The sequence below is a fragment of the Streptomyces sp. NPDC127114 genome, from assembly GCF_042677525.1.
GTDB lineage: Bacteria > Actinomycetota > Actinomycetes > Streptomycetales > Streptomycetaceae > Streptomyces.
The window spans coordinates 138,165-160,437 of sequence record NZ_JBHXTJ010000008.1 but is presented as its reverse complement, the minus strand read 5'-3'; the positions used below and the strand labels follow the sequence as shown (position 1 = coordinate 160,437).

At 73.1% G+C, this 22,273-nt stretch carries 23 protein-coding genes; 9 read left to right on the top strand and 14 right to left on the bottom strand.

What is annotated here, in order from left to right:
• Nucleotides 1-103: 103 nt before the first annotated feature.
• From ACFVGS_RS11385 to ACFVGS_RS11370, 4 genes are all read right to left on the bottom strand, one after another.
• Complete coding sequence (locus ACFVGS_RS11385) at nt 104-1,642, bottom strand: MFS transporter (protein WP_385692349.1); 1,539 nt, start codon at nt 1,640-1,642, stop codon at nt 104-106.
• Nucleotides 1,643-1,765: 123 nt separating this feature from the next.
• Nucleotides 1,766-2,959: a lipid-transfer protein gene (locus ACFVGS_RS11380; protein WP_384418635.1), complete on the bottom strand. Its 1,194-nt coding sequence runs from the start codon at nt 2,957-2,959 to the stop codon at nt 1,766-1,768.
• A 25-nt stretch (nt 2,960-2,984) separates the two neighbouring features.
• On the bottom strand, nt 2,985-5,165 hold the full coding sequence (locus ACFVGS_RS11375) for an acyl-CoA dehydrogenase (protein ID WP_385692347.1): 2,181 nt from the start codon (nt 5,163-5,165) through the stop codon (nt 2,985-2,987).
• Between the two features lie 134 nt (nt 5,166-5,299).
• The gene (locus tag ACFVGS_RS11370) at nt 5,300-6,301 is read right to left on the bottom strand and encodes a GlxA family transcriptional regulator (protein ID WP_384418630.1); all 1,002 of its coding nucleotides are present in this window, start codon (nt 6,299-6,301) and stop codon (nt 5,300-5,302) included.
• Nucleotides 6,302-6,353: 52 nt separating this feature from the next.
• Between ACFVGS_RS11370 and ACFVGS_RS11365 the strand changes: the two genes are divergently transcribed.
• From ACFVGS_RS11365 to ACFVGS_RS11355, 3 genes are all read left to right on the top strand, one after another.
• Nucleotides 6,354-6,758 carry a cupin domain-containing protein gene (locus tag ACFVGS_RS11365; protein WP_384418627.1) on the top strand — a complete coding sequence of 135 codons (405 nt, stop codon included), beginning with the start codon at nt 6,354-6,356 and terminating at the stop codon, nt 6,756-6,758.
• A gap of 86 nt (nt 6,759-6,844) precedes the next feature.
• Nucleotides 6,845-7,261 (top strand): DUF4259 domain-containing protein, encoded by a 417-nt coding sequence (locus tag ACFVGS_RS11360; protein ID WP_384418624.1) that lies wholly within the window; start codon nt 6,845-6,847, stop codon nt 7,259-7,261.
• Between the two features lie 126 nt (nt 7,262-7,387).
• Complete coding sequence (locus ACFVGS_RS11355; RefSeq protein ID WP_384418621.1) at nt 7,388-8,098, top strand: hypothetical protein; 711 nt, start codon at nt 7,388-7,390, stop codon at nt 8,096-8,098.
• A 142-nt stretch (nt 8,099-8,240) separates the two neighbouring features.
• Here the strand turns inward: ACFVGS_RS11355 and ACFVGS_RS11350 are convergent, their stop codons facing one another.
• The 5 genes from ACFVGS_RS11350 to ACFVGS_RS11330 form a co-directional block, all read right to left on the bottom strand.
• Nucleotides 8,241-8,888, bottom strand: coding sequence for a class I SAM-dependent methyltransferase (locus tag ACFVGS_RS11350; RefSeq protein ID WP_384418619.1), 648 nt, complete (start codon nt 8,886-8,888; stop codon nt 8,241-8,243).
• A 101-nt stretch (nt 8,889-8,989) separates the two neighbouring features.
• On the bottom strand, nt 8,990-9,910 hold the full coding sequence (locus ACFVGS_RS11345; protein WP_384418616.1) for an alpha/beta hydrolase: 921 nt from the start codon (nt 9,908-9,910) through the stop codon (nt 8,990-8,992).
• Between the two features lie 47 nt (nt 9,911-9,957).
• Nucleotides 9,958-10,245 carry a hypothetical protein gene (locus tag ACFVGS_RS11340; protein ID WP_385692343.1) on the bottom strand — a complete coding sequence of 96 codons (288 nt, stop codon included), beginning with the start codon at nt 10,243-10,245 and terminating at the stop codon, nt 9,958-9,960.
• Nucleotides 10,246-10,376: 131 nt separating this feature from the next.
• Complete coding sequence (locus ACFVGS_RS11335) at nt 10,377-10,655, bottom strand: DUF397 domain-containing protein (protein ID WP_384418610.1); 279 nt, start codon at nt 10,653-10,655, stop codon at nt 10,377-10,379.
• A complete protein-coding gene (locus ACFVGS_RS11330; protein ID WP_385692341.1) occupies nt 10,624-11,463 on the bottom strand; it encodes a Scr1 family TA system antitoxin-like transcriptional regulator in 840 nt (279 codons plus the stop codon). Before ACFVGS_RS11330 ends, ACFVGS_RS11335 begins: the two co-directional genes overlap by 32 nt.
• A gap of 226 nt (nt 11,464-11,689) precedes the next feature.
• Here ACFVGS_RS11330 and ACFVGS_RS11325 point away from each other — a divergent pair, with 226 nt between their 5' ends.
• Entirely contained in the window at nt 11,690-11,956 is a 267-nt protein-coding gene (locus ACFVGS_RS11325; RefSeq protein WP_385692339.1) for an ATP-binding protein, read from the top strand.
• A 41-nt stretch (nt 11,957-11,997) separates the two neighbouring features.
• Here ACFVGS_RS11325 and ACFVGS_RS11320 read toward each other — a convergent pair whose 3' ends face one another.
• Together ACFVGS_RS11320 and ACFVGS_RS11315 are read right to left on the bottom strand one after the other, a co-directional pair.
• A complete protein-coding gene (locus ACFVGS_RS11320; protein WP_384418604.1) occupies nt 11,998-13,194 on the bottom strand; it encodes a hypothetical protein in 1,197 nt (398 codons plus the stop codon).
• Entirely contained in the window at nt 13,191-14,225 is a 1,035-nt protein-coding gene (locus ACFVGS_RS11315) for a hypothetical protein (protein ID WP_385692337.1), read from the bottom strand. Before ACFVGS_RS11315 ends, ACFVGS_RS11320 begins: the two co-directional genes overlap by 4 nt.
• Nucleotides 14,226-14,362: 137 nt before the next feature.
• Between ACFVGS_RS11315 and ACFVGS_RS11310 the strand changes: the two genes are divergently transcribed.
• Nucleotides 14,363-15,001: a class I SAM-dependent methyltransferase gene (locus ACFVGS_RS11310; RefSeq protein WP_384418598.1), complete on the top strand. Its 639-nt coding sequence runs from the start codon at nt 14,363-14,365 to the stop codon at nt 14,999-15,001.
• On the opposite strand, the gene ACFVGS_RS11305 is transcribed toward ACFVGS_RS11310, so the two are convergent.
• Nucleotides 14,998-15,825, bottom strand: coding sequence for an alpha/beta fold hydrolase (locus ACFVGS_RS11305; protein WP_385692335.1), 828 nt, complete (start codon nt 15,823-15,825; stop codon nt 14,998-15,000). The two genes, ACFVGS_RS11310 and ACFVGS_RS11305, sit on opposite strands and share 4 nt — an antisense overlap.
• A gap of 133 nt (nt 15,826-15,958) precedes the next feature.
• On the opposite strand from ACFVGS_RS11305, the gene ACFVGS_RS11300 reads away from it, so the two are divergent.
• On the top strand, nt 15,959-16,492 hold the full coding sequence (locus ACFVGS_RS11300; RefSeq protein ID WP_385692333.1) for a PadR family transcriptional regulator: 534 nt from the start codon (nt 15,959-15,961) through the stop codon (nt 16,490-16,492).
• 67 nt (nt 16,493-16,559) lie between these two features.
• On the opposite strand, the gene ACFVGS_RS11295 is transcribed toward ACFVGS_RS11300, so the two are convergent.
• On the bottom strand, nt 16,560-17,147 hold the full coding sequence (locus ACFVGS_RS11295; protein WP_384418589.1) for an RICIN domain-containing protein: 588 nt from the start codon (nt 17,145-17,147) through the stop codon (nt 16,560-16,562).
• A gap of 140 nt (nt 17,148-17,287) precedes the next feature.
• On the bottom strand, nt 17,288-18,991 hold the full coding sequence (locus ACFVGS_RS11290) for a hypothetical protein (protein WP_385692331.1): 1,704 nt from the start codon (nt 18,989-18,991) through the stop codon (nt 17,288-17,290).
• A 321-nt stretch (nt 18,992-19,312) separates the two neighbouring features.
• On the opposite strand from ACFVGS_RS11290, the gene ACFVGS_RS11285 reads away from it, so the two are divergent.
• The 3 genes from ACFVGS_RS11285 to ACFVGS_RS11275 all read left to right on the top strand — a co-directional run bounded on the left by ACFVGS_RS11285 (nt 19,313) and on the right by ACFVGS_RS11275 (nt 22,265).
• Nucleotides 19,313-20,170, top strand: a complete 858-nt coding sequence (locus ACFVGS_RS11285) for an N-acetylmuramoyl-L-alanine amidase (RefSeq protein WP_384418583.1) — start codon at nt 19,313-19,315, stop codon at nt 20,168-20,170.
• A 103-nt stretch (nt 20,171-20,273) separates the two neighbouring features.
• Nucleotides 20,274-21,134, top strand: coding sequence for a DUF5336 domain-containing protein (locus tag ACFVGS_RS11280; RefSeq protein ID WP_384418580.1), 861 nt, complete (start codon nt 20,274-20,276; stop codon nt 21,132-21,134).
• A gap of 120 nt (nt 21,135-21,254) precedes the next feature.
• Complete coding sequence (locus tag ACFVGS_RS11275; protein ID WP_384418577.1) at nt 21,255-22,265, top strand: LLM class F420-dependent oxidoreductase; 1,011 nt, start codon at nt 21,255-21,257, stop codon at nt 22,263-22,265.
• Nucleotides 22,266-22,273: the final 8 nt, after the last annotated feature.

Sequence of the window (22,273 nt, the reverse complement as noted above, 5' to 3'; positions counted from 1 at the left end):
TCGTGCCACCGTCCGGTCCGGCGCGCGAGCCCCCAGCTCGCCGCGTCCGCTCACCCGTACGAACGGCGTGACTCTAACAGCCGCGGGCGACCGCTTCCGATCTTTATCGCGTCGCGGGCCCGGAGGGCTTCGGCACCGGCTTGGGCACCGGTTTGGGCAGCCACACCGCCATCACCACCGCCGTCGCCGCCAGCACGCCCGCCGCCACCCGGAACGCCGCCGCGTAGCCCGAGGTCAGAGCCTCCGGGTCGGTCCCGCCGGCCGTGACCGAGGCCGCCACGGTGGAGAGGACGGCGAGGCCGAGGGCGCCGCCCATGGTGCGGGAGGTGTTGATGAGGCCGGAGGCCAGACCGGCCTCGGACGCCGACACCTGGGTGGTCGCCAGGACGGCGAGCGGCGTGGAGCCGAGGCCGATGCCGAACATCATCAGGACGCCGGGCAGCAGGATCGCGGTGAGGTACGAGCCGCCGGCGGTCATCGTCGACTGCCAGGCGAAGCCGGCGGCGGCGACCAGCGCGCCGAGGACCGCGACCCGGCGGGCGCCGAGCCGGGGCAGCAGGCGCGGGGCGAGCTTGGATCCGGCGATGACGCTGGCGGAACTGGGGACGAGGGCCAGCCCGGCCGCCAGCGGCTCGTAGCCGAGGACGTTCTGCGCGTAGAGGGTCATGAAGAACCACATGGCGAACGAGGTCGAACCGCACAGCAGCATCGTCACGTTGGCCGCCGACACCGCCCGCGTACGGAAGATCCGCAGCGGCATCAGCGGCTCCGCCGCCCGGGCCTCGACGGCGACGAAGGCCGCGAGCAGGAGCAGTCCGGCGACCAGCGGCACCAGGGTCGCCGCTGAGGTCCAGCCGGACTCCTCCGTCTGCACGATGCCGTACGCGAGGGTCGCCAGGCCCGCCGTGACGAGCACGGCGCCCGGCAGGTCGAGCCGCCGGCCGCCGCCGACGCGGCTCTCGCTCAGCCACCAGAAGGCGCCGGCGAGGACGACCGCGCCGACGGGCACGTTGATGAGCAGCACCCAGCGCCAGGAGAGCAGGTCGACCAGGACGCCGCCGACGAATCCGCCGGCGGCACCGCCCGCCGCGCCGACCGCCGTCCAGGTGCCGACGGCCCGGCCGCGGGCGGGCCCGGCGGGCACGGCCGCCGTGATGAGGGTGAGCGTCGACGGGGACAGGACGGCCGCCCCGAGGCCCTGCACGGCGCGGGCGGCGAGCAGCTGCCAGCCCTCCTGGGCGAGGCCGCCCGCGACCGAGGCCAGGGTGAAGAGCGAGAGGCCGACGACGAACATCCGCTTGCGGCCGAAGAGGTCGGCCGCCCGGCCGCCGAGGAGCATGAAGCCGGCGAACGCGATCGAGTACACGTTGACGACCCACTGCAGCCCCGACGCCGTCAGCCCGAGCGCCTCCCTCATCGACGGCAGCGCCACGTTGACCACCGACACGTCGAGCACGACGAGGAACTGGGCCGCGCTGGCGACGAGCACGACCAGCCAGGGGCGGCGGGGCGAGGACGAGGAAGACGACGGGGACGACGGGGGTATGGACGGGTCGGCGGTCTCCGCGGCCGGTGATGCGGAGTCGGAGCCGAAGGCGGCGGAAGCAGAGGCGGCGTCGGAGTCGGAGTCGGTTCGCGGCATGCGCGTCATGGTCGCAGACCCGCAGCGACCCGTACATCGGGATATCGTCCTACGACCCCGGTGGCGCCCGCCCGCCTCTCCCCCGGCACCGCGGCCCGCGACCTCCGCCCTACGGCCGCCGGCCTACGCCCTCCGCAGCATCGTCACCACCGCCGCGCCGCCCAGGCCGATGTTGTGGGCGAGGCCCACGCGCGCGCCCGGCACCTGGCGCGGGCCCGCCTCGCCGCGCAGCTGCCAGACCAGTTCGGCGGTCTGCGCGAGGCCGGTGGCGCCCAGCGGGTGGCCCTTGGAGATGAGCCCGCCCGAGGGGTTGACCACCCAGCGGCCGCCGTACGTCGTGGCGCCGGACTCGACGAGCTTGCCGGACGCGCCCTCCTCGCACATGCCCAGCGCCTCGTACGTGAGGAGCTCGTTGATCGAGAAGCAGTCGTGCAGCTCGACGACGTCGACGTCCTCGATGCCGAGGCCGGAGGCCTCGTACACCTGCCGGGCCGCGGCCCGCGACATGGGCCGGCCGACGACGTCGATGCAGGAGCCGGAGGCGAAGGACTCCTCGGTGTCGGTGGTCATGGCCTGGCCCGCGATCTCCACGGCCCGGTCTCGCAGACCGTGTTCGTCGACGAAGCGCTCGGAGACGACGACCGCCGCGGCCGCGCCGTCCGAGGTGGGCGAGCACTGGAGCTTGGTCAGGGGCCGGTGGATGGTCCGGGAAGCGAGGATCTCCTCGACCGAGTGGACGTCCTGGAACTGGGCGTTGGGGTTGCGGGAGGAGTGCTGGTGGTTCTTGGCGGCGACGGCGGCGAGCTGCACCTCCGTGGTCCCGTGGCGGTCCATGTGCTCGCGGGCCGCGTTGCCGAAGATCTGGGCGGTGGGCGGCGCCATCTCGAAGCCGTGTCCGGCCGCCATGATCCCGTAGTGCCGGGCGACGGGCGAGCTCGCGAAGTCCCCGCCGTCCGAGCCGCCGCCGAGGGCGCCGCGCGTCATCTTCTCGAAGCCGAGCGCGAGCACGCAGTCGGCGGCGCCGCCCGCCACGAACTGCCGGGCCGTCATCAGGGCGGTGGACCCGGTCGCGCAGTTGTTGTTGACGTTGTAGACGGGCACGCCGGTGAGTCCGAGTTCGTACACGGCGCGCTGTCCGGCCGTCGAGGCCTGGAAGCAGTAGCCGACGGGCACCTGCTGGACGAGGCCGTACGGGATGCCGGCGTCGTCGAGGGCGGCGGTGCCGGCCTCCTTCGCCATGTCCCAGTACTGCCAGTCCCGGGTCTCCGGCTTCTCGAACTTCGTCATGCCGACGCCGACGATGTACGTCTTCCCCATGTCGGGGCCCCCTCGGTCTCTCGGGTCAGTCTCTGGGCAGGCCGAGCAGCCGCTCGGCGACGACGTTGAGCTGTACCTGCGTGGTGCCGCCCGCGATGGTCAGGCAGCGGGACATCAGCAGCCCGTGCACGGCCCGCTCCCCCGGCCCTTCGGCCACCGCGCCCGCCGGGCCCAGGAGTTCGAGGCCGAGCTCGGCGACCTTCTGCTGGTGGAGGGTCTGGACGAGCTTGCGGACGCTGGCGCCGGGGCCCGGTTCGAGGCCGGACACCTGGAGGAGCGTGGTGCGCAGGCCGATGCAGGCGAGGGCGTGGGCCTCGGCGACGAGGCCGCCGATCCGGGCCCGGAGCGCGTGGTCGACGGCGTCGCGCGCGGAGGCGGCGACGAGCGCTTCGAGGCCGGTGTCGAAGGCGACCTGGTCGGCCATGTGGACGCGCTCGTTGCCGAGGGTGTTGCGGGCCACCCGCCAGCCGCCGTTCACCTCGCCCACGACGGCGTCGGCGGGCAGCACGGCGTCGTCGAACCAGACCTCGTTGAAGAGGGAATCGCCGGTGATCTCCTTCAGCGGCCGGATGTCGATGCCGGGCGTGTTCTTCATGTCGACGAGGAAGTAGGTGAGGCCGCGGTGCCTGGGCGCGTCGGGGTCGGTGCGGGCGAGGAGGATGCCGTAGTCGGCCTCCCGGGCCGAACTCGTCCAGACCTTCTGTCCGTTGACGCGCCAGCCGCCGCCCTCGACGGGTTCGGCGCGGGTGCGGAGGGAGGCGAGGTCGGAGCCGGCCTCGGGCTCGGAGAAGAGCTGGCACCACTGCTGTTCGCCGCGCAGGGTGGGCCCGAGGTGGCGGTCACGCTGGGCGGGTGTGCCGTAGGCGATGAGGGACGGCACGACCCAGGTGGCGATGGACAGCGGGCTGAGCCGGATGCCGAGGGCGTCCGCCTCGCGCTGGACGGCGAGCTGCTGGAGCGGCCCGGCCCCGAGTCCGTACGGCTCCGGCAGGTGCGGCGCGGCGTAGCCGGTGCCGGCGAGGGCCTTGCGCGCGGCGTGCGGGTCGAGCCCGACGGCGGGCGCGAGGGCTTCCCGGGCGGCGGCCCGGAACTCTTCCGCCTCCTCGGGGAGTTCGAGGCGGAGCTCGCGCCGGGTCCCGGCGGCGGCGAGGCGGACGGCGGAGAGGCGGTGGCCGTCGCCGGCGCCGAGGAGCTGGCGGGCGACGAGGGCGCGGCGCAGGAGGAGGTGGGCGTCGTGTTCCCAGGTGAAGCCGATGCCGCCGAGGATCTGGAGGGCGTCCTTGGCGGTGCTGTAGGCGGCGTCGAGCGCGGTGGCGGCGGCGAGGGACGCGGTCAGGGACCGCGTGTCCTCGCGGGTCTCGCGGGCGGCGCGGGCGGCGTCCCAGGTGAGGGCGCGGGCCTGTTCGAGCCGGACGAGCATGTCGGCACAGAGGTGCTTGACGCCCTGGAACTGTCCGATGGGCCGGCCGAACTGGATCCGGGTGCCGGCGTGTTCGGCGGCGGTGTCGAGGGCGCGGGAGGCGCTGCCGCAGGCGTCGGCGGCGAGGAGGACGGCGGCGAGGTCGTGGACGAGGCCGGAGTCGAGGGCGAGGACGCGCCCGCCGGGCACGAGGACGCCGTCGGCGCGGACCTCGGCGGTCGGCCGGGTGGGGTCGGCGGAGGCGTGGAGGCGTACGGCGAGGGTGTCGGCGTCCACGGCGAGCCACACGGTGCCGTGGACGGCGCGCGCGGGCAGCACGATCAGGTCGGCGCAGGCCGCGCCGAGCACGGGCGGGGCGACGCCGTCGAGGACGAGCCCGTCGGCGGTGTGGGAGGGCGCGGCGGTCAGGGTGCCGGCGTCGAGTGCCACGGCGCCGATCCGCTCGCCGCCGGCGACGGCGGCGGCCTCCTCGCCGTGTCCGGCGCGGTGCAGCAGCTCGGCGGCGAGGACGCTCGGCAGATGGGGCCCGGGCAGCACGGCCCGCCCGGCCTCCTCCAGGACCACGGCGAGATCGACCAGGTCGCCGCCCCCGCCCCCGTACTCCTCGGGCAGATGCACCCCGAGCAGGCCCTGCCCGGCGGCCCCGTCCCAGTACGCGGGCCGCTCGGCGGCGAGGCCGGGGAGGTCGAGGTGCCTGCGGACCTCCTCCGGCGGTACGGCGCGGGTGAGCCAGCCGCGGACGGATCGGGCGAGCTCCCGCTGTTCGTGCGTGATGGCGATGCCCATGGCACGGCAGACTAGAACACGTTCCAATCTGACGGAAGGTCAGATGCGGTGCGGATCACGGGATCTCCGGCCCTGCGGGAGTCCGGAGCGACAGCGGCCCAGGGCTTCGACGGCCGTGCCCGGGATTCGGCGGGTCAGACGGCCCCCGGGCCGAAGCGGCGACGGTACTCCGAGGGTGTGAGGCCCGTCTCGCGGCGCATCAGGGCCCGCAGGTGGGCCGCCGTACCGAGTCCGCTGCTCCGGGCCACCACGTCGAGCCGCGCCTCGCCGCGCTCGATCAGCCGGCGGGCGAGGGTGAGCCGCTCCCCCGTGAGCCAGGCGAGCGGCGTGGTGCCGAGCTCGGCCCGGAAGCGGCGGTGCAGGGTCGCCGGACTGACGGCGGCCCGCGCCGCCAGGTCCGCGACGGCCAGCGGCTCGTCGAGCCGTTCCTGCGCCCACGCGAGGAGGGGCGCGAGCGACTCGTCGGGGATCTCCGGCACCGGCCGTTCGATGAACTGCCTCTGCCCGCCGTCCCGGTGGGCCGCGAACACCAGCCGCCTGCTGACGGCGTTGGCGATCTCCGCGCCGTGGTCCCGGCGCAGCACGTGCAGCCCGAGGTCCAGCGCCGCCGCGCTGCCGGCCGCCGTGAGGATGTCGCCGTCGTCCACGAACAGCACGTCCTCCTCCAGCCGCACCGCCGGGAACCGCTCGCGGAAGGAGTCGGCCCACTGCCAGTGCGCGGTGGCCCGCCGCCCGCCGAGGACCCCGGCCTCGGCCAGCGTGAACGCCCCGCTGCAGAAGCCGACGAGCCGTGCCCCCCGCGCGTGCGCGCGCCGGACGGCGTCCAGCACGGCCGGCCGGCGCGGCACCTCCACGTCGGGACGGTTGGGCACGACGACCGTGTCCGCCGTCTCGGTCGCGGCGAGCCCGGCGACGCCGGTGAGCGTGAAGAAGCCGTCCCGCATGAGCGTGTCCGGCTCGGGCGAGCAGAGCCGGAAGTCGTAGAGCTGCTCGCGGCCGGGCCCGAGCTCGGGGCGCCGCAGCCCGAAGACCTCGGTGGCACAGCCCAGCTCGAAGGGGTTCGAGTTGGCGTCCACGATCACGACGACCCGATGGAGCCGCCGCCGGCCGTTGCTCTGCGAGGATCCTTGCGCCATGTGCGATTCCTAGCACTCACGCGGGCGCGGCTCCAGCGAAGAGGATCGCCGCATGAGCACCGCACCCATCGAACCCGTCTCCCTCGCGACCGCCCTGGCCTCCTTCGACGCCCTGTGGAGCCCCCGCATCGTCACCCGCGTCAACGACTACGACGTCCGCGTCGCCAAGGTCGCGGGCGAACACCTCTGGCACGCCCACGACGACACGGACGAGTTCTTCCTGGTCCTCGACGGCGAGCTGCACATCTCCCTGCGCGAACCGTCCGGCGAGCGCACGGTCCGCCTCCCCAAGGGCGCCGTCTTCACCGTCCCGCGCGGCACGGAACACCGCCCGTACGCCCCGCGGGGCGCGGCGATCCTGCTCTTCGAACCCACGGGCACGTCGACGGTGGGCGACCGCCACGACGAGGTCCCGGACCACGTGGACGCGACGACGGGCCACGCGCTCGACGTCTGACGTCCGGCCCGTGGAGGGGCGTTGTCAGTGCCGCCTGTCACGATGCGGAGCAGAGGACAGGACCGGACAGAGAGGGCGCACGCGCCATGGGCACCTGGGACATCGGCCCCTTCGACAACGACACCGCCGCGGACTTCTCGTACACGGTCGACGAGGCACCGGCGGAACGAAAGGCGGAGGTGCTGCTCGCCGCCTTCCGCGAGGTGACCGGGACCGGCGACGACTACCTGGACTCCGACCTCGCGGCGGAGGCCGTCGCCGCGGCGGCCCTGATCGCCGCACAGCTGCCCGGCGGCGACCCGGTCACCACGTCGTACGGCCCCGAGCGACCGATACCGCCGCTCCCGGCCGCCCTGCGCCCCGAGGCGGTCGCGGCCCTCGACCGGGTGCTCGGCAAGGACTCGGAGCTCCTGGAGCTGTGGGAGGAGTCGGCCGGCGACGAGTGGAAGGCGGGCGTGCTGCGGCTGCGCGCGGTGCTGGCGGGGGCGGCCACCGCCGGCTAGGGCAGCTCCGTGGCTCCTGCCGTGCCCGGCCGGCGGCCGAGATCAACAGCGACGGCTCCCGCTCCGGCCGTCCGACGCCTGCGCCTCCGGCCGTCCGATGGCCGCGGGCCGGGCTATGTTGATCAGATGACACGCAGTCACATCGCCATAACCACAGCCGTCCTGACCTGTCTCGCACTCTCCGCCTGCTCGGCGGACAAGGCCTCGGAGCAGGCTCCGCCGCCCGCCGCGGCGCCGTCCGCGAGTGGAAAGGGCGAGCCGCAGCCCTTCAAGGACGACACCGATGTGCCGCTGACGAGGCAGCTCGACCGGGGCGAGCTCACCCAGGCGATTCCCGACGCCGAGGACGTGGTCCCCGGCTACTACCCCGGCAGCCTGCACAAGAGCATGCCCGGGGAGCCCGACGACTGCGCTCCGCTGAAGGCTCCCGCTCCGGCCGGCTGGCAACGAGCGGGCAGCGGCGACTACGACTACCAGGGATCGACCCTCTCTCGGGGGATCGACCTGGACGTCTGCCAGTTCGACAACGCCGCCCACGCGAAGACCGCGTACGACCGATGGCAGGACAAGAACGAAACGGCTCCCGTGAAGGTGCCCGGTCGGGTCGGCGAGGAGTCTGTCTTCCTCGCGCACAGTGGATCCAGCGGCACGGTCTACGGCTACAGCCGGTCCGGCACGGTCATCGTCCGCGTCCGCGTCGAGGACGCGGGCGGGGACGCCACGGACGCCCACGACGTGCTGGCCGCCACGATCAAGCGACTTCAGCAGGTCCAGGCGGGCCGGCGGGCGACGGCGACGGCTACCGAGATCGCCGCGGCCGAGCGGGCCCGGAGCTAGGGCCTGTCCGGCGGATCAGCGCCGCGGACCCGGCCATGATCCGCCGGACAGGCCCTAGGCCGTCACCCCCAGCGGTCGGAGGGATATCACTGCACATCCAACTGGCGATCCCACCGGCTCGGCGAACCCACTGGTCGGAGCACTAGTTCTTGGCCGCCAGCAAGTGCAGTTCCTGGAACTGCCGCTTGTCGGTGGGCTTCGGCTCGCACAGCACCCTGGCGATCTCGCTCACGCCGACATTGCGCAGCAGTTCCGCCAGGCGGTCGGGCGACCAGCGATAGGCCGTCATCACCGAATGGTCGAAGGACTGCGTGGGGATCGCGAAGTCGTCGGTGGCGAAGCAGCTGATCAGCAGGTGGCCGCCAGGGGCCAGGACCCGGGCGAACTCCGCCATCACGGCCGGGAGGTCCTGCGGTGGGATGTGGATGATCGAGGAGCGCGAGAGCACCCCGCCCAGCGCGCCGTCCGCGATGTCGATCGCTGCCATCGAACCCACCGTGAACCGCAGCTCCGGGTTGGCCTCCTGGGCCAACCTGATCATCGCTGGCGATGCGTCGACCCCGAAGGCACGCAGTCCCAACCGCTGCAGATGAGCGGTGATATGCCCGGGTCCGCAGCCCAGATCCGCGACCTCGCCTTCACCACCGGCGCGCACCGACTCGGCGAAGGCGGCGAGCAGCGCACGCTCCAGCGGCCGGTCGCGCAGAGTGTCGGCGAAATGCTGTGCGTAGCGCGTTGCGACGGCGTCGTAGGCGTCACGGGCGGCAGAGAGGGAGTCCGGTTTGACCATTCCGGGAACGTAGCGGGTGCCACTGACACGGGCAGCTTCGACGCGGCCCGCATCGTAGTCAGGCCCTGATGCCGACGTATGGCATCGCGCCTCCTCTGCGGCTATCCGGCCCCGCCGTCCAGGAGGCGGCGGAGCCAGCGGGTGCGGGTGGTGCGGGCGTCCTGGGTGAGGGTGGCGTGGCGGGCCAGGCCGTCGAAGCCGTGGCAGGCGCCCGGGACGACGTGGAGTTCGGCCTGGCCGCCGGACTGCCAGATGCGGTTCGCGTACGCCACGCCCTCGTCCCGGAACATCTCCGCCGAGCCGACCTCCACGTACGCCGGGGGCAGCCCGGACAGGTCCGTCGCGCGGGACGGTGCCGCGTACGGCGGGACGTCGGCCGCGCCGGGCTCGTAGCGCTCCCCCAGATACGCCCGCCAGATCGTCGCGTGCGACGTCAGGTCCCACACGTCCACGCCCGACATCTGGCGCGCCGAGTACGTCTCCAGGCTGTCGTCCAGCATCGGGGAGAGGAGCAGCTGGCCGAGTGCGGACGGGCCGCCGCGGTCCCTCGCGAGCAGCGCCAGCGCCGCGGCGAGCCCACCGCCCGCGCTCTTGCCGCCGATGACGATGCGGCCCGGGTCGACGTCCAGTTCGGCGGCGTGCCCCGCCGCCCAGACCAGGCCCTCGTACGCGTCCTCCAGCGCCGCCGGGTACGGCGCCTCCGGCGCCAGCCGGTACTCGACCGAGAGCACGGCCAGCCCCAGCGGTTCCACCCATTCACGCAGGACCGTCGGCAGTACGGACCAGGCGTTGCCCATTACCATCGCGCCGCCGTGCAGGTAGTAGAGCAGCGGCAGCGGCCCGTCGAGCCCCGCCGGCCGCGCGCTCACCAGCGTCACGTCCCCCACGCGTAGCTCTTCCACCTCGAAGCGCCCGTCCGCCCGCAGCTCCCCGGCCGTCGGCCGGGGCCGCGAGGCCGCGTCCCGCGCCCGGCGCTCGGCCAGGTTCTCCGGCGTGACCGGCTCCCGCCGGTCCGTACCCAAGGCGGCGACGGCAGCCGCTACTTCAGGGTCGAACGGCGTCGGCCCGCTCACCGGGACACCAGCCGCCTTCGCACCGCCTGGACGACTGCCGTGCCCGTCGCCGCGATCCCCGTGACGCCGAGGAGCAGCAGCGCGGGGTTCACCCAGTCCGGGACGATCTCCTCGCCGTTGCAGACCAGGCTCACGGGCAGCGCGCTGGAGGAGTCGGGCGACACCTTCGACCCCGCGTTGAACCAGCACGCGTCCTCAGGAAAGAGGAATGGCAGGTACGACAGTCCGTACACGTGGACCGCCCCGCCCGCCACGAAGGCCAGCACGGCAACGGCGACGGCCACCCTCGCGGGCGAAGGCCGACGAGCCGGCCGGTCGGCCCGGCGGCTCCGTGACCACCCGACGACCGTGGCCCCCGCCCAGGCCGTCAGGGCCACGACGAGGACCACCATCCCGAAGAGCGTCGCCACGGCGGTCAGCGCCGCCCGATCCGCCCCTCGGCGGCGGCCGTCACGAAGGCCGTGAAGGCCGCCGGGGAGGCGAGGAAGTGGGGGCCGGCGGGGTCCTTGGAGTCGCGGACGGCGATGTGGGCGGCGTCGAGATCGGCGACCTCGATGCACTGCCCACCGGTGTCACCGCTGTACGAGGACTTACGCCAGGTGGCGGAGCCGAGGGGTGCGCACTCGATGCACTCGCCGCCGTTGGGGCCGCTGTACGAGGACTTACGCCACCGTAGGCCCTGGCTGGTGCCCATACCGTTCCTCCATCACGCGTGCGATCAGCGCCGCCGTGTTCTCCCGAGAGAGGGCTGCGCCCTGGAGCCGAGCGTAGCCGACGGCTCGTTCCCTGATCGCTTGAGAATTGGCGGTCATTTGGCCCGACTCATAGTTCTCGGTGTAGAGGATGTCTGGGTCGTCGTCGAAACGCATGAGGGTGAACGAACCGAGCAGTCCCGCGTGTTGGCCAGCCGCGAACGGCAGCACCTGCACCTGGATCCACGGGTGGTCGCAGAAGGTCAACAGGTGCGCGAGTTGGTTCCGCATGATCTCCGGACTGCCGATCTGCCGGTGCAGCACGGCCTCGTCGAGCACGACGCACAACACGGGAGGCTGGTCACGGTCCAGGATGCGCTGACGCTCCATGCGAGCCGCCACTTGCTCGTTGAGCGTGTCCGAGTGATCGATGCTCAGCACCGCACCGGCGTACTCCTCCGTCTGGAGCAGGCCGTAGACCAACTGCGCCTGGTACGTCGAGATATAGGTCGCCCGCGCCTCCATCTCCGCGTACGGCTGGAACCACGTCGGCAGCTGGCTCTTCAGCACCAGCCCGACCAGCCGCGAGAACAGCCCGCCCGTCATCAGCGCCGCGTCGACCCGTTCCGAGAACTCCCGCGTCGGGACCTTCCGCGCCGTCTCGATCTGGCCCACCAGCGAGCCCGTGCAGAAGAGAATTGCCCCCAACTGGTCCTGGTTGAGTTTTGCCTCCTCCCTCAACCGGCGTAATTCGGAGCCGTAGTAGTCCAGCGGCGAGGCGCTGGGGTCGAGGTTGCGGATGTTGGCCACGGCGAGGTCACCCCCAAGCTGACGCGTGCGTGCGTTGCTTCCAGTCCGTAGCCGAGCGTAACGGGAGCGCTCCATTCTGGTGGCGTGAATCACACAACAGACCTCTGCCCTGCGGAAGTTACCCACAGCTACCGCATGGGCTTCACCGTCGGTGAGCACTCCGCCGGTCACATGCGTCGCATCCTCCGCATGTTCCTCACACGGTGGCGGCTCGTCCATCTCGCCGATGCCTCCACCCTGGCGCCTCACCGAGCTCGTCGCGAACGTCGTCCGGCACGTTCCCGGCCGCCGGTGCACCGTCCTGATCCTTCGGGAGCCGTACGGGCTGCGCGTGGAGGTCTCGGACGCCGTGGCGGGCGCGGTGGTCGCGAAGGTGGCCGATCCGCTCGCCGAGAGCGGGCGCGGGCTGGCGCTCGTCGAGGCCGTGACCGACCGCTGGGGATGCGCGGAGGCGGCCGGCGGGAAGACGGTGTGGTTCGAGTGCGACACGTAGCGGGCGGCGGCGCCTGGTCAGGTGCGCGAGGGCCTCGCCGACTACGAGGACTTCGAGGGCGTGACCTCCACCTTCTCCGGCCCGCAGCCGATGCGCTCCGCCTCCGCCGCCACGTACGCGGGCAGCAGCTCGCGGGTGAGCCGGCCCGCGTCCGCGTAGAGGGGCCGGTCCTGCTCCACCATGAACAGCACGCGTCCGGTCTGGCACTCCGCCTGGTACACCGCCCGGGCCTCGTTCACCGTTCCGTAGCCCTTGGTGCCCTTGATCTGCGTCCCGCCGCGCAGCACGTCCTTCACGAACACGTCGGTCAGGCCGCGGTCGACCACCGTCGTCAGCCGCGTCGTGGCTCCCAGGCTCCGGTAACCCGCCTCGCACACGCGCGCCGGGCCGCCGTCGCCGCTCGACCTGGACCAGGTCAGGGACTCGCGCGTACCGGAAGGTGCCTTCAGGTCCTTGAGCCCGCAGAAGGACGTGGCCGAGACGGGGCCCCGGTCGGGGAGCGCGGGCAGGCGGTCGGGGGTGCGGTAGGTGCCGGAGCAGCCGAAGTCGCGCATGACGCCGTTGGCCGCGGCGACGACCGCGCGGGTCAGGGCGGCGCGGTCCTCGTCCTGGTACTCCCACTCGATCTCCAGCGCGGCCCCCATCGAGACGTCGACCACGGTCGCCGCCTCGTTGTCACCGACCGGGCCGGTGCAGCTCTCCGGCAGGGCCAGCCAGGCCCGTTCGGCGGAGGTCATGCCGGGCAGGCCCTCGCCGAGCGGGACCATCCGGGAGGTGAGGAACTCCTGGGGCCACTTGTGCGCGTCGGTGCCGTAGAGGCCGTCGAGGCGGTGGACGCCGACGTTCAGCCGGCGCCTGATCCGGTCGTCCTTGTAGCTGGTGACCCGGCACTCGCCGTACGTCAGGCCGCGGGCGCGGCCGTCGCTCTCCAGGGCCTGCTCCTCGACCTTGGTCTCGCGGTCGCCGAACAGCCCCTTCATCGTCTCCTCGTCGAAGGAGTCCCAGCAGGGAGCGTGGCCGCTCACCAGCGGCAGCGTGTCGGTGCGCCAGGCGACGGTACCGGCACCGAGCAGCGCGCCGACGACGGCGGCGACGGTCGCGGTCCGGGCGGTACGGCTCCGCAGCAGACGGCGCAGGCGGGAGGGCGCGGTGACGGCGGGCGTCTCGTCCGCACCGCGACCGTGGTCACCACCGCCCGTCGTCGTCCCGTCGGTCTTCACGTTGTCGTCGTCGCTCATCGTGCTGCCTCTTCCCCGGCCGCGCACCCGATGCGCTTGCTGACCGACGTGACGAAGTTCCGGAACACCCGCCGGTCGTCCGGCTGCCCGTGTCCCTGCAGACCCGGCCGGATGTCTCCGTAGAAGACCGTTTCCCGCCCGTCGCACGTGGCGCGCACCAGCCCCTTGTCGGCGCCCTCGGGCAGGCCCGTGAACAGCGCCACCAGGCGCGGCTCGCCGGCCATCACGAACTGGGCGGCGGGCTCGTCGGGAAGCCGGCGGGCGCTGAACCACGCCGAGCAGGTCTGGAGCCGGTCCCCGACCGTGCCCACCTGCTGCTCGTAGTCGGCGCTCCTGTCGTAGGTGAAGGTCACGCCCGGTATCCGGCACAAGGGTGTGTCGGCGTTGGAGCTCCGCTCCGCGACCTTCACCATCGGGGAGGTGATGCGCATCGCCTCCTCCGGCGCGCAACCCGCCTTCTTCATGAGCAGGTTGGCCGCGTCGACGAGCAAGCGGCCGACGGCCGACCGTGTTCCCATGGTGAAGCCCTCGCTCCGGACCGTCACCGCCACCGGCCTGCCGTCCGCGTCGCACGCGGCGGGCAGGACGAGCATGCCCCGGTCGCCCGCGACGAGCCCCGGGAGGCCGTCGGGGAGCGGGGACGCGGAGCCGTGGAGGTTCTGGGAGATCCAGCGGCGGCGTTCCTCGGCTCCGGCGGGCACGGTTCCGTACTCCAGCGTGACCTTGCCGTGGTCGTCGTCGCCGTAGTGATGGGGCGGCGAGGCCACCTCCACGGTGCAGGTGGCGTGCGGCCTGCCGGCGGCGGGCGGCGCGGACTCGGTGGCCCACCGCTCGGAGCCGGACTCGGCGATCGTCTCCTCGCCCAGGAACTCCGCGCCGCTGTTCTCCTGCCAGGCGCCCCAGCAGTAGCTGTCCCGGAAGGGCCCCGTGTCCGTGGCCCACAGTCCGATGCCCGCGCCCGAGGCGATCATCGCGCCCGCGATCACGACGGCGAGCACTCCTCGCCTTCGTTTCCGCCTCTCGTCGTCCACGCCGTTCCCCCCTGCGAAGCGTCCACGTCACGGCAAACGCCCCGATGCTACGGTGCCGGGGGCTCCGGGTGGGACGCGGGGCGGGGCATGGGGCACGATGGGCGCCCACACGTCGTACCCACCAGTAGGAGTGGTCCATGGCCGCCACGGAGCCCAGCCCCGAGATTCTCGCCGCCTTCGAGGCGGCCAAGGGCTTCATGCCCGTCAAGGAGGGGCTGGCCCTGTACGAGGCCGCCGCCGAGGCCGCGAAGCTGGGCCTTCCGCTCCTGGAGGTCGGTACGTACTGCGGGCGCTCGACGATCCTGCTCGCGGACGTGGCGCGGCGGGCGGGCACGGTCGCGGTGACCGTCGACCACCACCGGGGCAGCGAGGAGCAGCAGCCTGGGTGGGAGTACCACGACCCGACGGTGGTCGACCCGGAGGTCGGCGTGATGGACACGCTGCCGACCTTCCGCCGGACGCTGCGGAAGGCCGGTCTCGAGGAGCACGTGATCGCGGTCGTCGGCCGCTCCCCGCAGGTCGCGCGGGTGTGGGCCGGGCAGCTGGGCTTCGTGTTCGTCGACGGCGGGCACACGGACGAGCACGCCACGAACGACTACGAGGGCTGGGCCCCGAAGGTCGCGCCGGGTGGCGTCCTCGTCATCCACGACGTCTTCCCGAACCCGGAGGACGGCGGGCAGGCGCCGTACCGCATCTACCTCCGGGCGCTGGAGTCCGGCGAGTTCGAGGAGATCTCGGTCACCGACTCCCTCCGCGTGCTGCGCCGCCGCTCCTAGACGAAGGCGCTCGCCGCCCCCGTGCCCGCGACCGCGCGCGTGAAGGCGTCGGGGTCGTCGAACATGATGTTGTGCCCGGCGCCGGGGACGGTCACCACATCCACGCCGGCGGCCACGAGGCCGTCGGCGCCGGGGAGTTCGCCGCTGAGCCCGCCCTGGAGGTAGACCCGCTCGGCTCGGGACTCCCGGAACATCTCCCGCATCACGGGCTCGGTGCCCCGCACCAGACTCGCGGCCGTGCGGTGCAGCGCGAGCGGGTCCGCCAGGCGCATGGTCGCCGCCCAGGTGGGGCCGACGCGCTCCAGGACGCGGGCGAAGCCGCCCCCCGTGACGAACTCCTCCTCCGTGTACGAGGCGATGCCGCTGCTGCCCGCCGTGGGCGGGGGGAACGGGTCGAGGTTGCCCTCGGTGACGACCAGGCGGCCCACCAGGTCGGGCCTGCGGTGGGCGAGGACGATGGCGACCGCGCCGCCCATGCTGTGCCCCGCGATCACACCGCCGCGCACCCCCGCCTCGTCGAGCGCGGCGGCCAGCGCGTCCGCGTGGTCCTCCAGGGTGTAGCCGAAGTCGGCGGGCCGGTCGCTGATGCCGTGCCCCGGCAGGTCGACGAAGAGGATCCTGCGGCCCGCGAGCTCCGGGCGCGCCGCGATGTGGGCGTGGTAGACGGTCGAGGCGGCACCGAGTCCGTGCACGAACACGGTCGCCGGCCTCTCGCCCGCCCCCACCGGGTCCGCTCCCGCCCCCACCGGGTCCGTACCCGCCTCACCCCGCGCCTCGGTCCACCGGATCATGCTGCCCCGCGCGTCGAATCGTGCCTCACGCACCGTCCGCTCCCCCTCTTTCCCTCTCCGCCTCGGTCTGCCACCGGCGTGGCGACGGCCCGACCATACCTCGCTGACGTAGTACTACGCGACCGATGTACACCGGCGTGCAGCATCGATGCGGGAGAATGCCCCCATGCTGGAACTGTCGATCCTCGGATTCCTCTACGAAGCCCCTCTGCACGGCTACGAGCTGCGCAAGCGCATCACCGCGCTCACCGGGCACGTCCGCCCGGTCGGCGAGTCCACGCTGTATCCGGCGATCAAGCGCCTGGAGAAGGCCGGGCTCCTGGCCCGCGAGACCCGGCAGGGCCCCGCCGCCGCGCCGCGGCACGTCCTCAGCCTCACCGCCGACGGCAGGCGGGAGCTGCGCCGCCGGCTCGCGGAGGCCGAGGGCACCGAGATCACGGACGAGAACCGCTGGTTCACGCTGCTGGCGTTCCTGCGCCACCTGGACGACCCGGCCGCGCAGGCGGCCGTCCTGCGGCGCAGGCTGGCGTTCCTCGAGGAGCCCGCGAGCTTCTTCTACAACGGCGAACGGCCGCTGGCCGCCGAGGAGTTGGACGACCCGTTCCGACGGGGCGTGCTGACGGTGGCCCGGGCCACCAGCACGGCGGAGCTGGCCTGGCTGCGGGCCACGGTCGCCGACCTGGAGGCCGCGCGACCCTAGGGGTGCCCCCACCGGTCATGCCGGGCGCGACGCCCGGCATGACCGACCGGCGGGGGCTCCCTGTCCGTCAGCCGTTCGGCGTCCCGCCCAGGCGGACCACCCAGCGGCGGGAGTTGTCGGAGTCGCAGGTGAACTGGACCATCCGCACGTTGTTGTCGGTCGACCGGCCGCCGGCGACCGTCGCGCACTTGCCCGTCTGGACGTTCACCAGCTTGTAGGAGGTGCCGCCCCACTGTGTCAGGCGCCAGCGGCGCGAGGGGTCGGAGTCGCAGTCGAACTGGACGAGCTGCGTGTTGTTCTCGGTCGACCGGCCGCCGGCGACCGTGGCGCACTTGCCGCTCCTGACGTTCACCAGCTGGTAGGAATCACCGTTCCAGTTGCTGATCCGCCATCGGCGCGACGGATCGGTGTCGCAGTCGAACTGGAGCAGTTCGAGGTTGTTCTGGGCGAGGGTGCCGCCGTTGAAGGTCATGCACTTGCCGGTCTGGAGGTTCCGGAACTGGAAGGTGCCGCCGGAGATCCGGGCTTCCGCGGAGGTGGTGTCCGCCGCGGGGTGGGCGATGGCGGGGACCGGCAGGAGCAGGGTGCTTCCGGCCAGGAGGATCGTCGACGTCGTCAGAAGACGACGGGACCGCGTTTCCTTGCGTAGCCGCATGGGACCGCTCCTCTCGTGCGTTCGAGGTGGTGCTTTCGAGGAGGGAGGGGACGACGGCCGCCTTTGTGCCTTTACCACTATCAGCGGGTCCGGCGACCCGCGCAAACGCGGGGCACCGGACCCGTTGCACCGTCAACCTGTCAGCCGAACAGCGAGGTCACGTAGAGACAGTTGGTGTAGGAGTAGCCCGACTCGATCTTCGCCGTGCTGCCCTTCTTCACCTCCGCCGACGTGCGCGTGCCGTCGCGCTTCTGGAGCATCTGGTAGTCGCCCGGCGGGAGGGTCAGCGTCCGCTTCGGGTACTTCGACGACGGGCCCGAGCAGGCCTTGACCTTGCCGCCCACCGGCAGGATCCCCGGGTACGCCTTGCAGCTGCCGCAGGCCGGGAGGGTGATGCGGCCGGTGACCGGGCCGGTGTAGAGGAGTTCGACCTCGCCCGGGCCGTCGTTGCTCACGACCATGACCATGCCGGAGCCGTCCGACGTGGCGCCCGAGGGGACCTTGTTGCCGGCGGCCGGCGTCTCCTCGGCGATCTCGGCGGCGATCGCGACGTTGCGGGCCTGGGCCGTCTGCGGGCTGTCGGGGTAGGCCTTGACGTAGTCGTTCATCGTCGAGACGGCCTCGGCGTAGTCCTTCTTCTTGAACTGGTCGATGCCGCAGGCGAAGTCGCCGCGCTGGATCGACCGGCCGACGTCCCTGCCGAGCGAGGCGAAGGCCGCGCTCGGCAGCGCGTCGACCGTCGTGTCGAAGCGGCGCAGGTCCTCGGTCGCGGCGCAGGGTGCGACGCCGAGGGACTTGTCACGGGTGCGCAGGGCCTCGCGGAGGGTCGGCTCGACCTTCTGCGCGAAGGGCGACTGCGGGAAGGTCGTGAGCAGCGCGTTGAGGTGCTCGGCCGAGCTGGTCTCCTGCCCGGCGTTGCCGGCCGTGCCGGTGCCGCACTGGAACCACGACTCCGCCAGCGGCTCGTCGGCCCGGCCGGCGATGGTGCCGAGCAGGCCGCGGTCGACCGTCCGCGGCAGGTCGCGCAGGTGCTTGAGGGCCGGGACGGCCTTGCAGTAGTCCTTCTGGCCGTACGGGGCCGAGACCGACGCGTAGTAGGCCTGGAGGCGGTCCGGTACGAGCTTCCCGGCCCGGGACCCGGAGTGCTTCGTGCCGATCCGCTGGTAGGTGTCGAGGGCCGAGCGGTAGCCGGCCTCGGCGCTCGTGAACGCCTGTCCCTCGCCGCCCTTCACCAGCTTGTCGGCCGCGGCGAGCTGCTCCAGGAGCCGCTGCTCCTTCGCCTCGTCGCGGGCCGCGCCGTAGGCGAGGCCGCCGCCGACGGGCACCGCGAACAGCACGAGCGCGAGCGGCACGACCAGGCCCTGGCGGGCCGACGCCCAGGAGGCGAGCGGGGTGCGTCGGGCCCGGCGGGCCGCGTCCAGGGCCGCCAGGAGCAGGAAGAGGCCGTACGCGACGAGCACGCCGACCGGAATGCCGTCGGGGTCGGCGGGCAGGGCCGCGACGAGCAGCGCGACCGTGGCCGCCCAGCAGACCACCGCGCCGATCCACTGGCGGAGCAGGACGTATCCGAGGCCGAGACAGGACAGGTTGAGCAGGCCCGCGGCCACCGCGTTGGGCCACGGCTGCGGCGGGAGCGGCGGCGACGCGGGAGGCACGGCGCCGGGCGCGGCACCCGGCATGGCGCCGAGCGCCATCGTCGGCGTGCCGGGCGACGGCACCGCGTCGTACACCGGCGCGTGCGCGGGCGGCGGTGGCGGGAGCTGGGGCGCCTCAGGCGGCTGCGGCTGCTGAGGCGGCTGGGGCTGCTGGGGCTGCTGAGATGCCTGCGGGGCCTGGGGAGGCACCTGAGGCGGCTGCGATGCCTGGGGCTGCTGAGGTGGCTGAGGCGGCTGCGATGCCTGAGGCTGCTGAGGCGCCTGAGGCGCCTGCGGCTGCTGGGGTGGCTGCTGCTGCGGCTGTGCCGGCTGAGGTGCCTGGCCGCCCGTCCACTCCCAAGGTGATGGGTTTCTTCCGGTGGTGCCGTGGTCGTGATCGTCCCCCGCCACAGGTCCCCCCTAGTGGTCGTCGTGGTTTTCCCCACTTACCCTTCACCCACCCCTCACACACGTGAGGGCCGTTCGGTTCCGCTACGGGCATTCCGGCTCCGGACCGCCTACAGTCGCGGGGTGCCGTACGACCACCGGAAGCTCCTCGCGCTCGCCCTGCCCCTGGCGCTGCCGCTCGCCCTGACGGCCTGCGGCGGCGCCGCCGGGCCGGCCGCGCCCCAGCAGTCCCGTACCGCCGACGCCAAGCCCGGCACCAGCGCCGATGCCAAGCCGTCCGCGAGCGCCACCGCCGCCTCCCCGGGGCTTCCGCTCGCCGGGCGGACCGTCGTCATCGACCCCGGGCACAATCCGGGCAACTTCCGGCATTCCACCGAAATCAACAAGAAGGTGGATATCGGGACCACTCGTAAGGAGTGCGACACCACCGGCACCTCCACGAACGCCGGCTACACCGAGGCCGCCTTCACCCTCGATGTTTCACACCGCCTTCGCGATCTCCTCAAGAAGCAGGGCGCCGAGGTGGTCCTCGTCCACGACGCCGAGCGCCCCTACGGGCCGTGCATCGACGAGCGCGCCCGGATCGGCAACGCCGCCAAGGCCGACGCCGTCGTGTCCGTGCACGCGGACGGCTCGGCCACCGGCAACCGGGGCTTCCACGTGATCCTTCCCGCACGGGTGAGCGGAGGTTCCGCCGACACGGCGACGATCGTGGGCCCGTCCCGTACCCTCGGCGAGGAAATCGTCACGCACTTCGCCCGCGCCACCGGCTCCTCGCCCGCCAACTACATCGGATCCGGCACCGGGTTGGACGTCCGCGACGATCTCGGGGGCCTCAATCTCTCGACCGTTCCCAAGGTCTTCCTCGAATGCGGCAATATGCGTGATCCGAAGGACGCCGCGCTGCTGACCGACGCCGCGTGGCGCCAGAAGGCGGCGCAGGGGATCGCGAACGGCATCGGCGCCTACCTCGAGGGGTAGGACCGGAGGGCGATCGGGCAAACGATAGATTCGCTCCGTACGATGGGGCGCCCCCCGTGCTTCCGCGCCACCCGACGAGACGAACCGACGAAGGACTTCTTACGTGAATATCCGCTCCCTCACCCGAGGCGATGGCGTGTTGATCGGTGCAGCGGTGGTGCTGTTCATCGCCTCGTTCCTCGACGTCTCCGGCTGTGACGCGCCGGACAACATCTGCTCCCAGGTCGAGTCGGCGTTCTCCTGGGAGATGTCGCCGCTCGGCTGGGGCTCCTTCTTCCTCGGCATCGCCGGTGCCGCGCTCGTGGTCCTCTCGCGTGCGCTGCCGCAGCCGCGCAAGGTGGCGGGTCTGGAGCCGGGCCAGGTGGGCGTCGCGTTCGCGATCGCCTCCGCCTGGACGATGCTGATGTGGGTCTTCGAGTCCTCCAACGCCGGCGCCGGCCTGATCCTCGGTGTCATCGCCGCGCTGGTGCTCGCCGCCGCCGCGGTCGCCGGCCCGCTGGTGCCGGCCCTGCAGGGCCCGCTGCTCGGCGCGCCGAAGCCGCAGACCCCGCAGCCGTACGGCATGCAGCCCGGCCAGGGCGGCGTTCCCGGCGGCTACGGCTACCCGGGCGCCCAGCAGCAGCCGTACGGCGCCCAGCCCGACCCGTCGCTCGGCGGCCAGCCCTACGGCGCGCACCCGCAGGCGCACCAGCCGCAGCCGGGCCCGGGTCCGCAGGACGCCGCCCAGCAGCACCAGCAGCCGCAGGCCGCGGCCGCCCCGGCCGGGGACTTCGCCGCGTTCTGGTTCGCGGTCCCGGCCGCCCGTCCGCTGTACGCGGAGGACGGCTCGGCCGCTCCGATCGCCGAGCTCGCTCCCGGCACCTGGTACCTGGCGGTCGAGCAGCGCGGCCAGGCGCTGGTCGCGCAGACGCAGGACGGCCGCCGCGGTGTCCTCCAGGACACCACCGGCATCCAGCGCGGCTGATCGCGGACACCCGCTCCGCACCGACGGCCCCCCGCCCGGATCCCTTCCGGGCGGGGGGCCGTTGCCGTACAGTCCGAGCCTGCGCAGCGAACTGACGAATCGTCAGAAAGGTTCCGTGGCATGCGACTCGGACTCGCCCTCGGCTACTGGGGCCGCGGCCCCTCCCCCGCCCACCTCGCCCTCGCCCGCGAGGCCGAGGAGCTCGGCTACGACTCGGTGTGGACCGCCGAGGCCTGGGGCTCCGACGCCTTCACCGCGCTCACCTGGATCGCCGCCCACACCTCGCGGATCCGGCTCGGCACCGCCGTCGCGCAGATGGCCGCGCGCACGCCGACCGCCACCGCGATGCACGCGCTCACCCTCGACCACCTCTCCGGCGGGCGGATGATGCTCGGCCTGGGGCTGTCCGGGCCGCAGGTCGTGGAGGGCTGGTACGGGCGGCCCTTCCCGCGCTCGCCGCTCACCGCGACCCGCGAGTACATGGACGTGGTGCGCCAGGTGCTGCGCCGCGAGGCGCCGGTCACGCTCGACGGGCGCTACCACCCCCACCCGTACACCGGCGACGACGGCACCGGGCTCGGCAGGCCGCTCAGGCCGATCACCCACCCGCTGCGCGCCGACCTGCCGGTCCTGCTGGGCGCCGAGGGCCCCAAGAACATCGCGCAGACGCTGCGCATCGCCGACGGCTGGCTGCCGCTGTACTGGTCCCCGGGCCGCTGGGCCGAGGTCTACGCCCTGCCGGACACCCTTTCCGGCGCCTTCATGGTGGCGCCGATGGTGCGGGCCCAGGTCTGCGACGACCTCGCCACCGGACTGCTGCCGGTGAAGTACATGCTCGGCTTCTACATCGGCGGCATGGGCCACACGAGCCGCAACTTCCACGCCGACCTGATGGCCCGCATGGGCTACGAGGCCGAGGCCCGGCACATCCAGGAGCTGTTCGCGTCCGGCCGGCGCGAGGAGGCGGTGCGGGCCGTGCCGGACGCCTTCGCCGACGAGATCTCCCTCGTCGGACCGCGCGGGCGGATCGCCGAACGCCTCGCGGAATGGCGCAAGGGCCCGGTGACCGACCTCCTGGTCACGGCACCGGACCCCGTCACGCTGCGGACGCTCGCCGAACTGGTCCTCTGAGGGACCGC

Bases quoted from the DNA above. Each gene is read 5' to 3' on its own strand.
- ACFVGS_RS11385 (WP_385692349.1), bottom strand. From the start codon at position 1,642: ATGCCGCGAACCGACTCCGACTCCGACGCCGCCTCTGCTTCCGCCGCC.
- ACFVGS_RS11380 (WP_384418635.1), bottom strand. From the start codon at position 2,959: ATGGGGAAGACGTACATCGTCGGCGTCGGCATGACGAAGTTCGAGAAG.
- ACFVGS_RS11375 (WP_385692347.1), bottom strand. From the start codon at position 5,165: ATGGGCATCGCCATCACGCACGAACAGCGGGAGCTCGCCCGATCCGTC.
- ACFVGS_RS11370 (WP_384418630.1), bottom strand. From the start codon at position 6,301: ATGGCGCAAGGATCCTCGCAGAGCAACGGCCGGCGGCGGCTCCATCGG.
- ACFVGS_RS11365 (WP_384418627.1), top strand. From the start codon at position 6,354: ATGAGCACCGCACCCATCGAACCCGTCTCCCTCGCGACCGCCCTGGCC.
- ACFVGS_RS11360 (WP_384418624.1), top strand. From the start codon at position 6,845: ATGGGCACCTGGGACATCGGCCCCTTCGACAACGACACCGCCGCGGAC.
- ACFVGS_RS11355 (WP_384418621.1), top strand. From the start codon at position 7,388: ATGACACGCAGTCACATCGCCATAACCACAGCCGTCCTGACCTGTCTC.
- ACFVGS_RS11350 (WP_384418619.1), bottom strand. From the start codon at position 8,888: ATGGTCAAACCGGACTCCCTCTCTGCCGCCCGTGACGCCTACGACGCC.
- ACFVGS_RS11335 (WP_384418610.1), bottom strand. From the start codon at position 10,655: ATGGGCACCAGCCAGGGCCTACGGTGGCGTAAGTCCTCGTACAGCGGC.
- ACFVGS_RS11325 (WP_385692339.1), top strand. From the start codon at position 11,690: ATGCCTCCACCCTGGCGCCTCACCGAGCTCGTCGCGAACGTCGTCCGG.
- ACFVGS_RS11320 (WP_384418604.1), bottom strand. From the start codon at position 13,194: ATGAGCGACGACGACAACGTGAAGACCGACGGGACGACGACGGGCGGT.
- ACFVGS_RS11310 (WP_384418598.1), top strand. From the start codon at position 14,363: ATGGCCGCCACGGAGCCCAGCCCCGAGATTCTCGCCGCCTTCGAGGCG.
- ACFVGS_RS11300 (WP_385692333.1), top strand. From the start codon at position 15,959: ATGCTGGAACTGTCGATCCTCGGATTCCTCTACGAAGCCCCTCTGCAC.
- ACFVGS_RS11295 (WP_384418589.1), bottom strand. From the start codon at position 17,147: ATGCGGCTACGCAAGGAAACGCGGTCCCGTCGTCTTCTGACGACGTCG.
- ACFVGS_RS11275 (WP_384418577.1), top strand. From the start codon at position 21,255: ATGCGACTCGGACTCGCCCTCGGCTACTGGGGCCGCGGCCCCTCCCCC.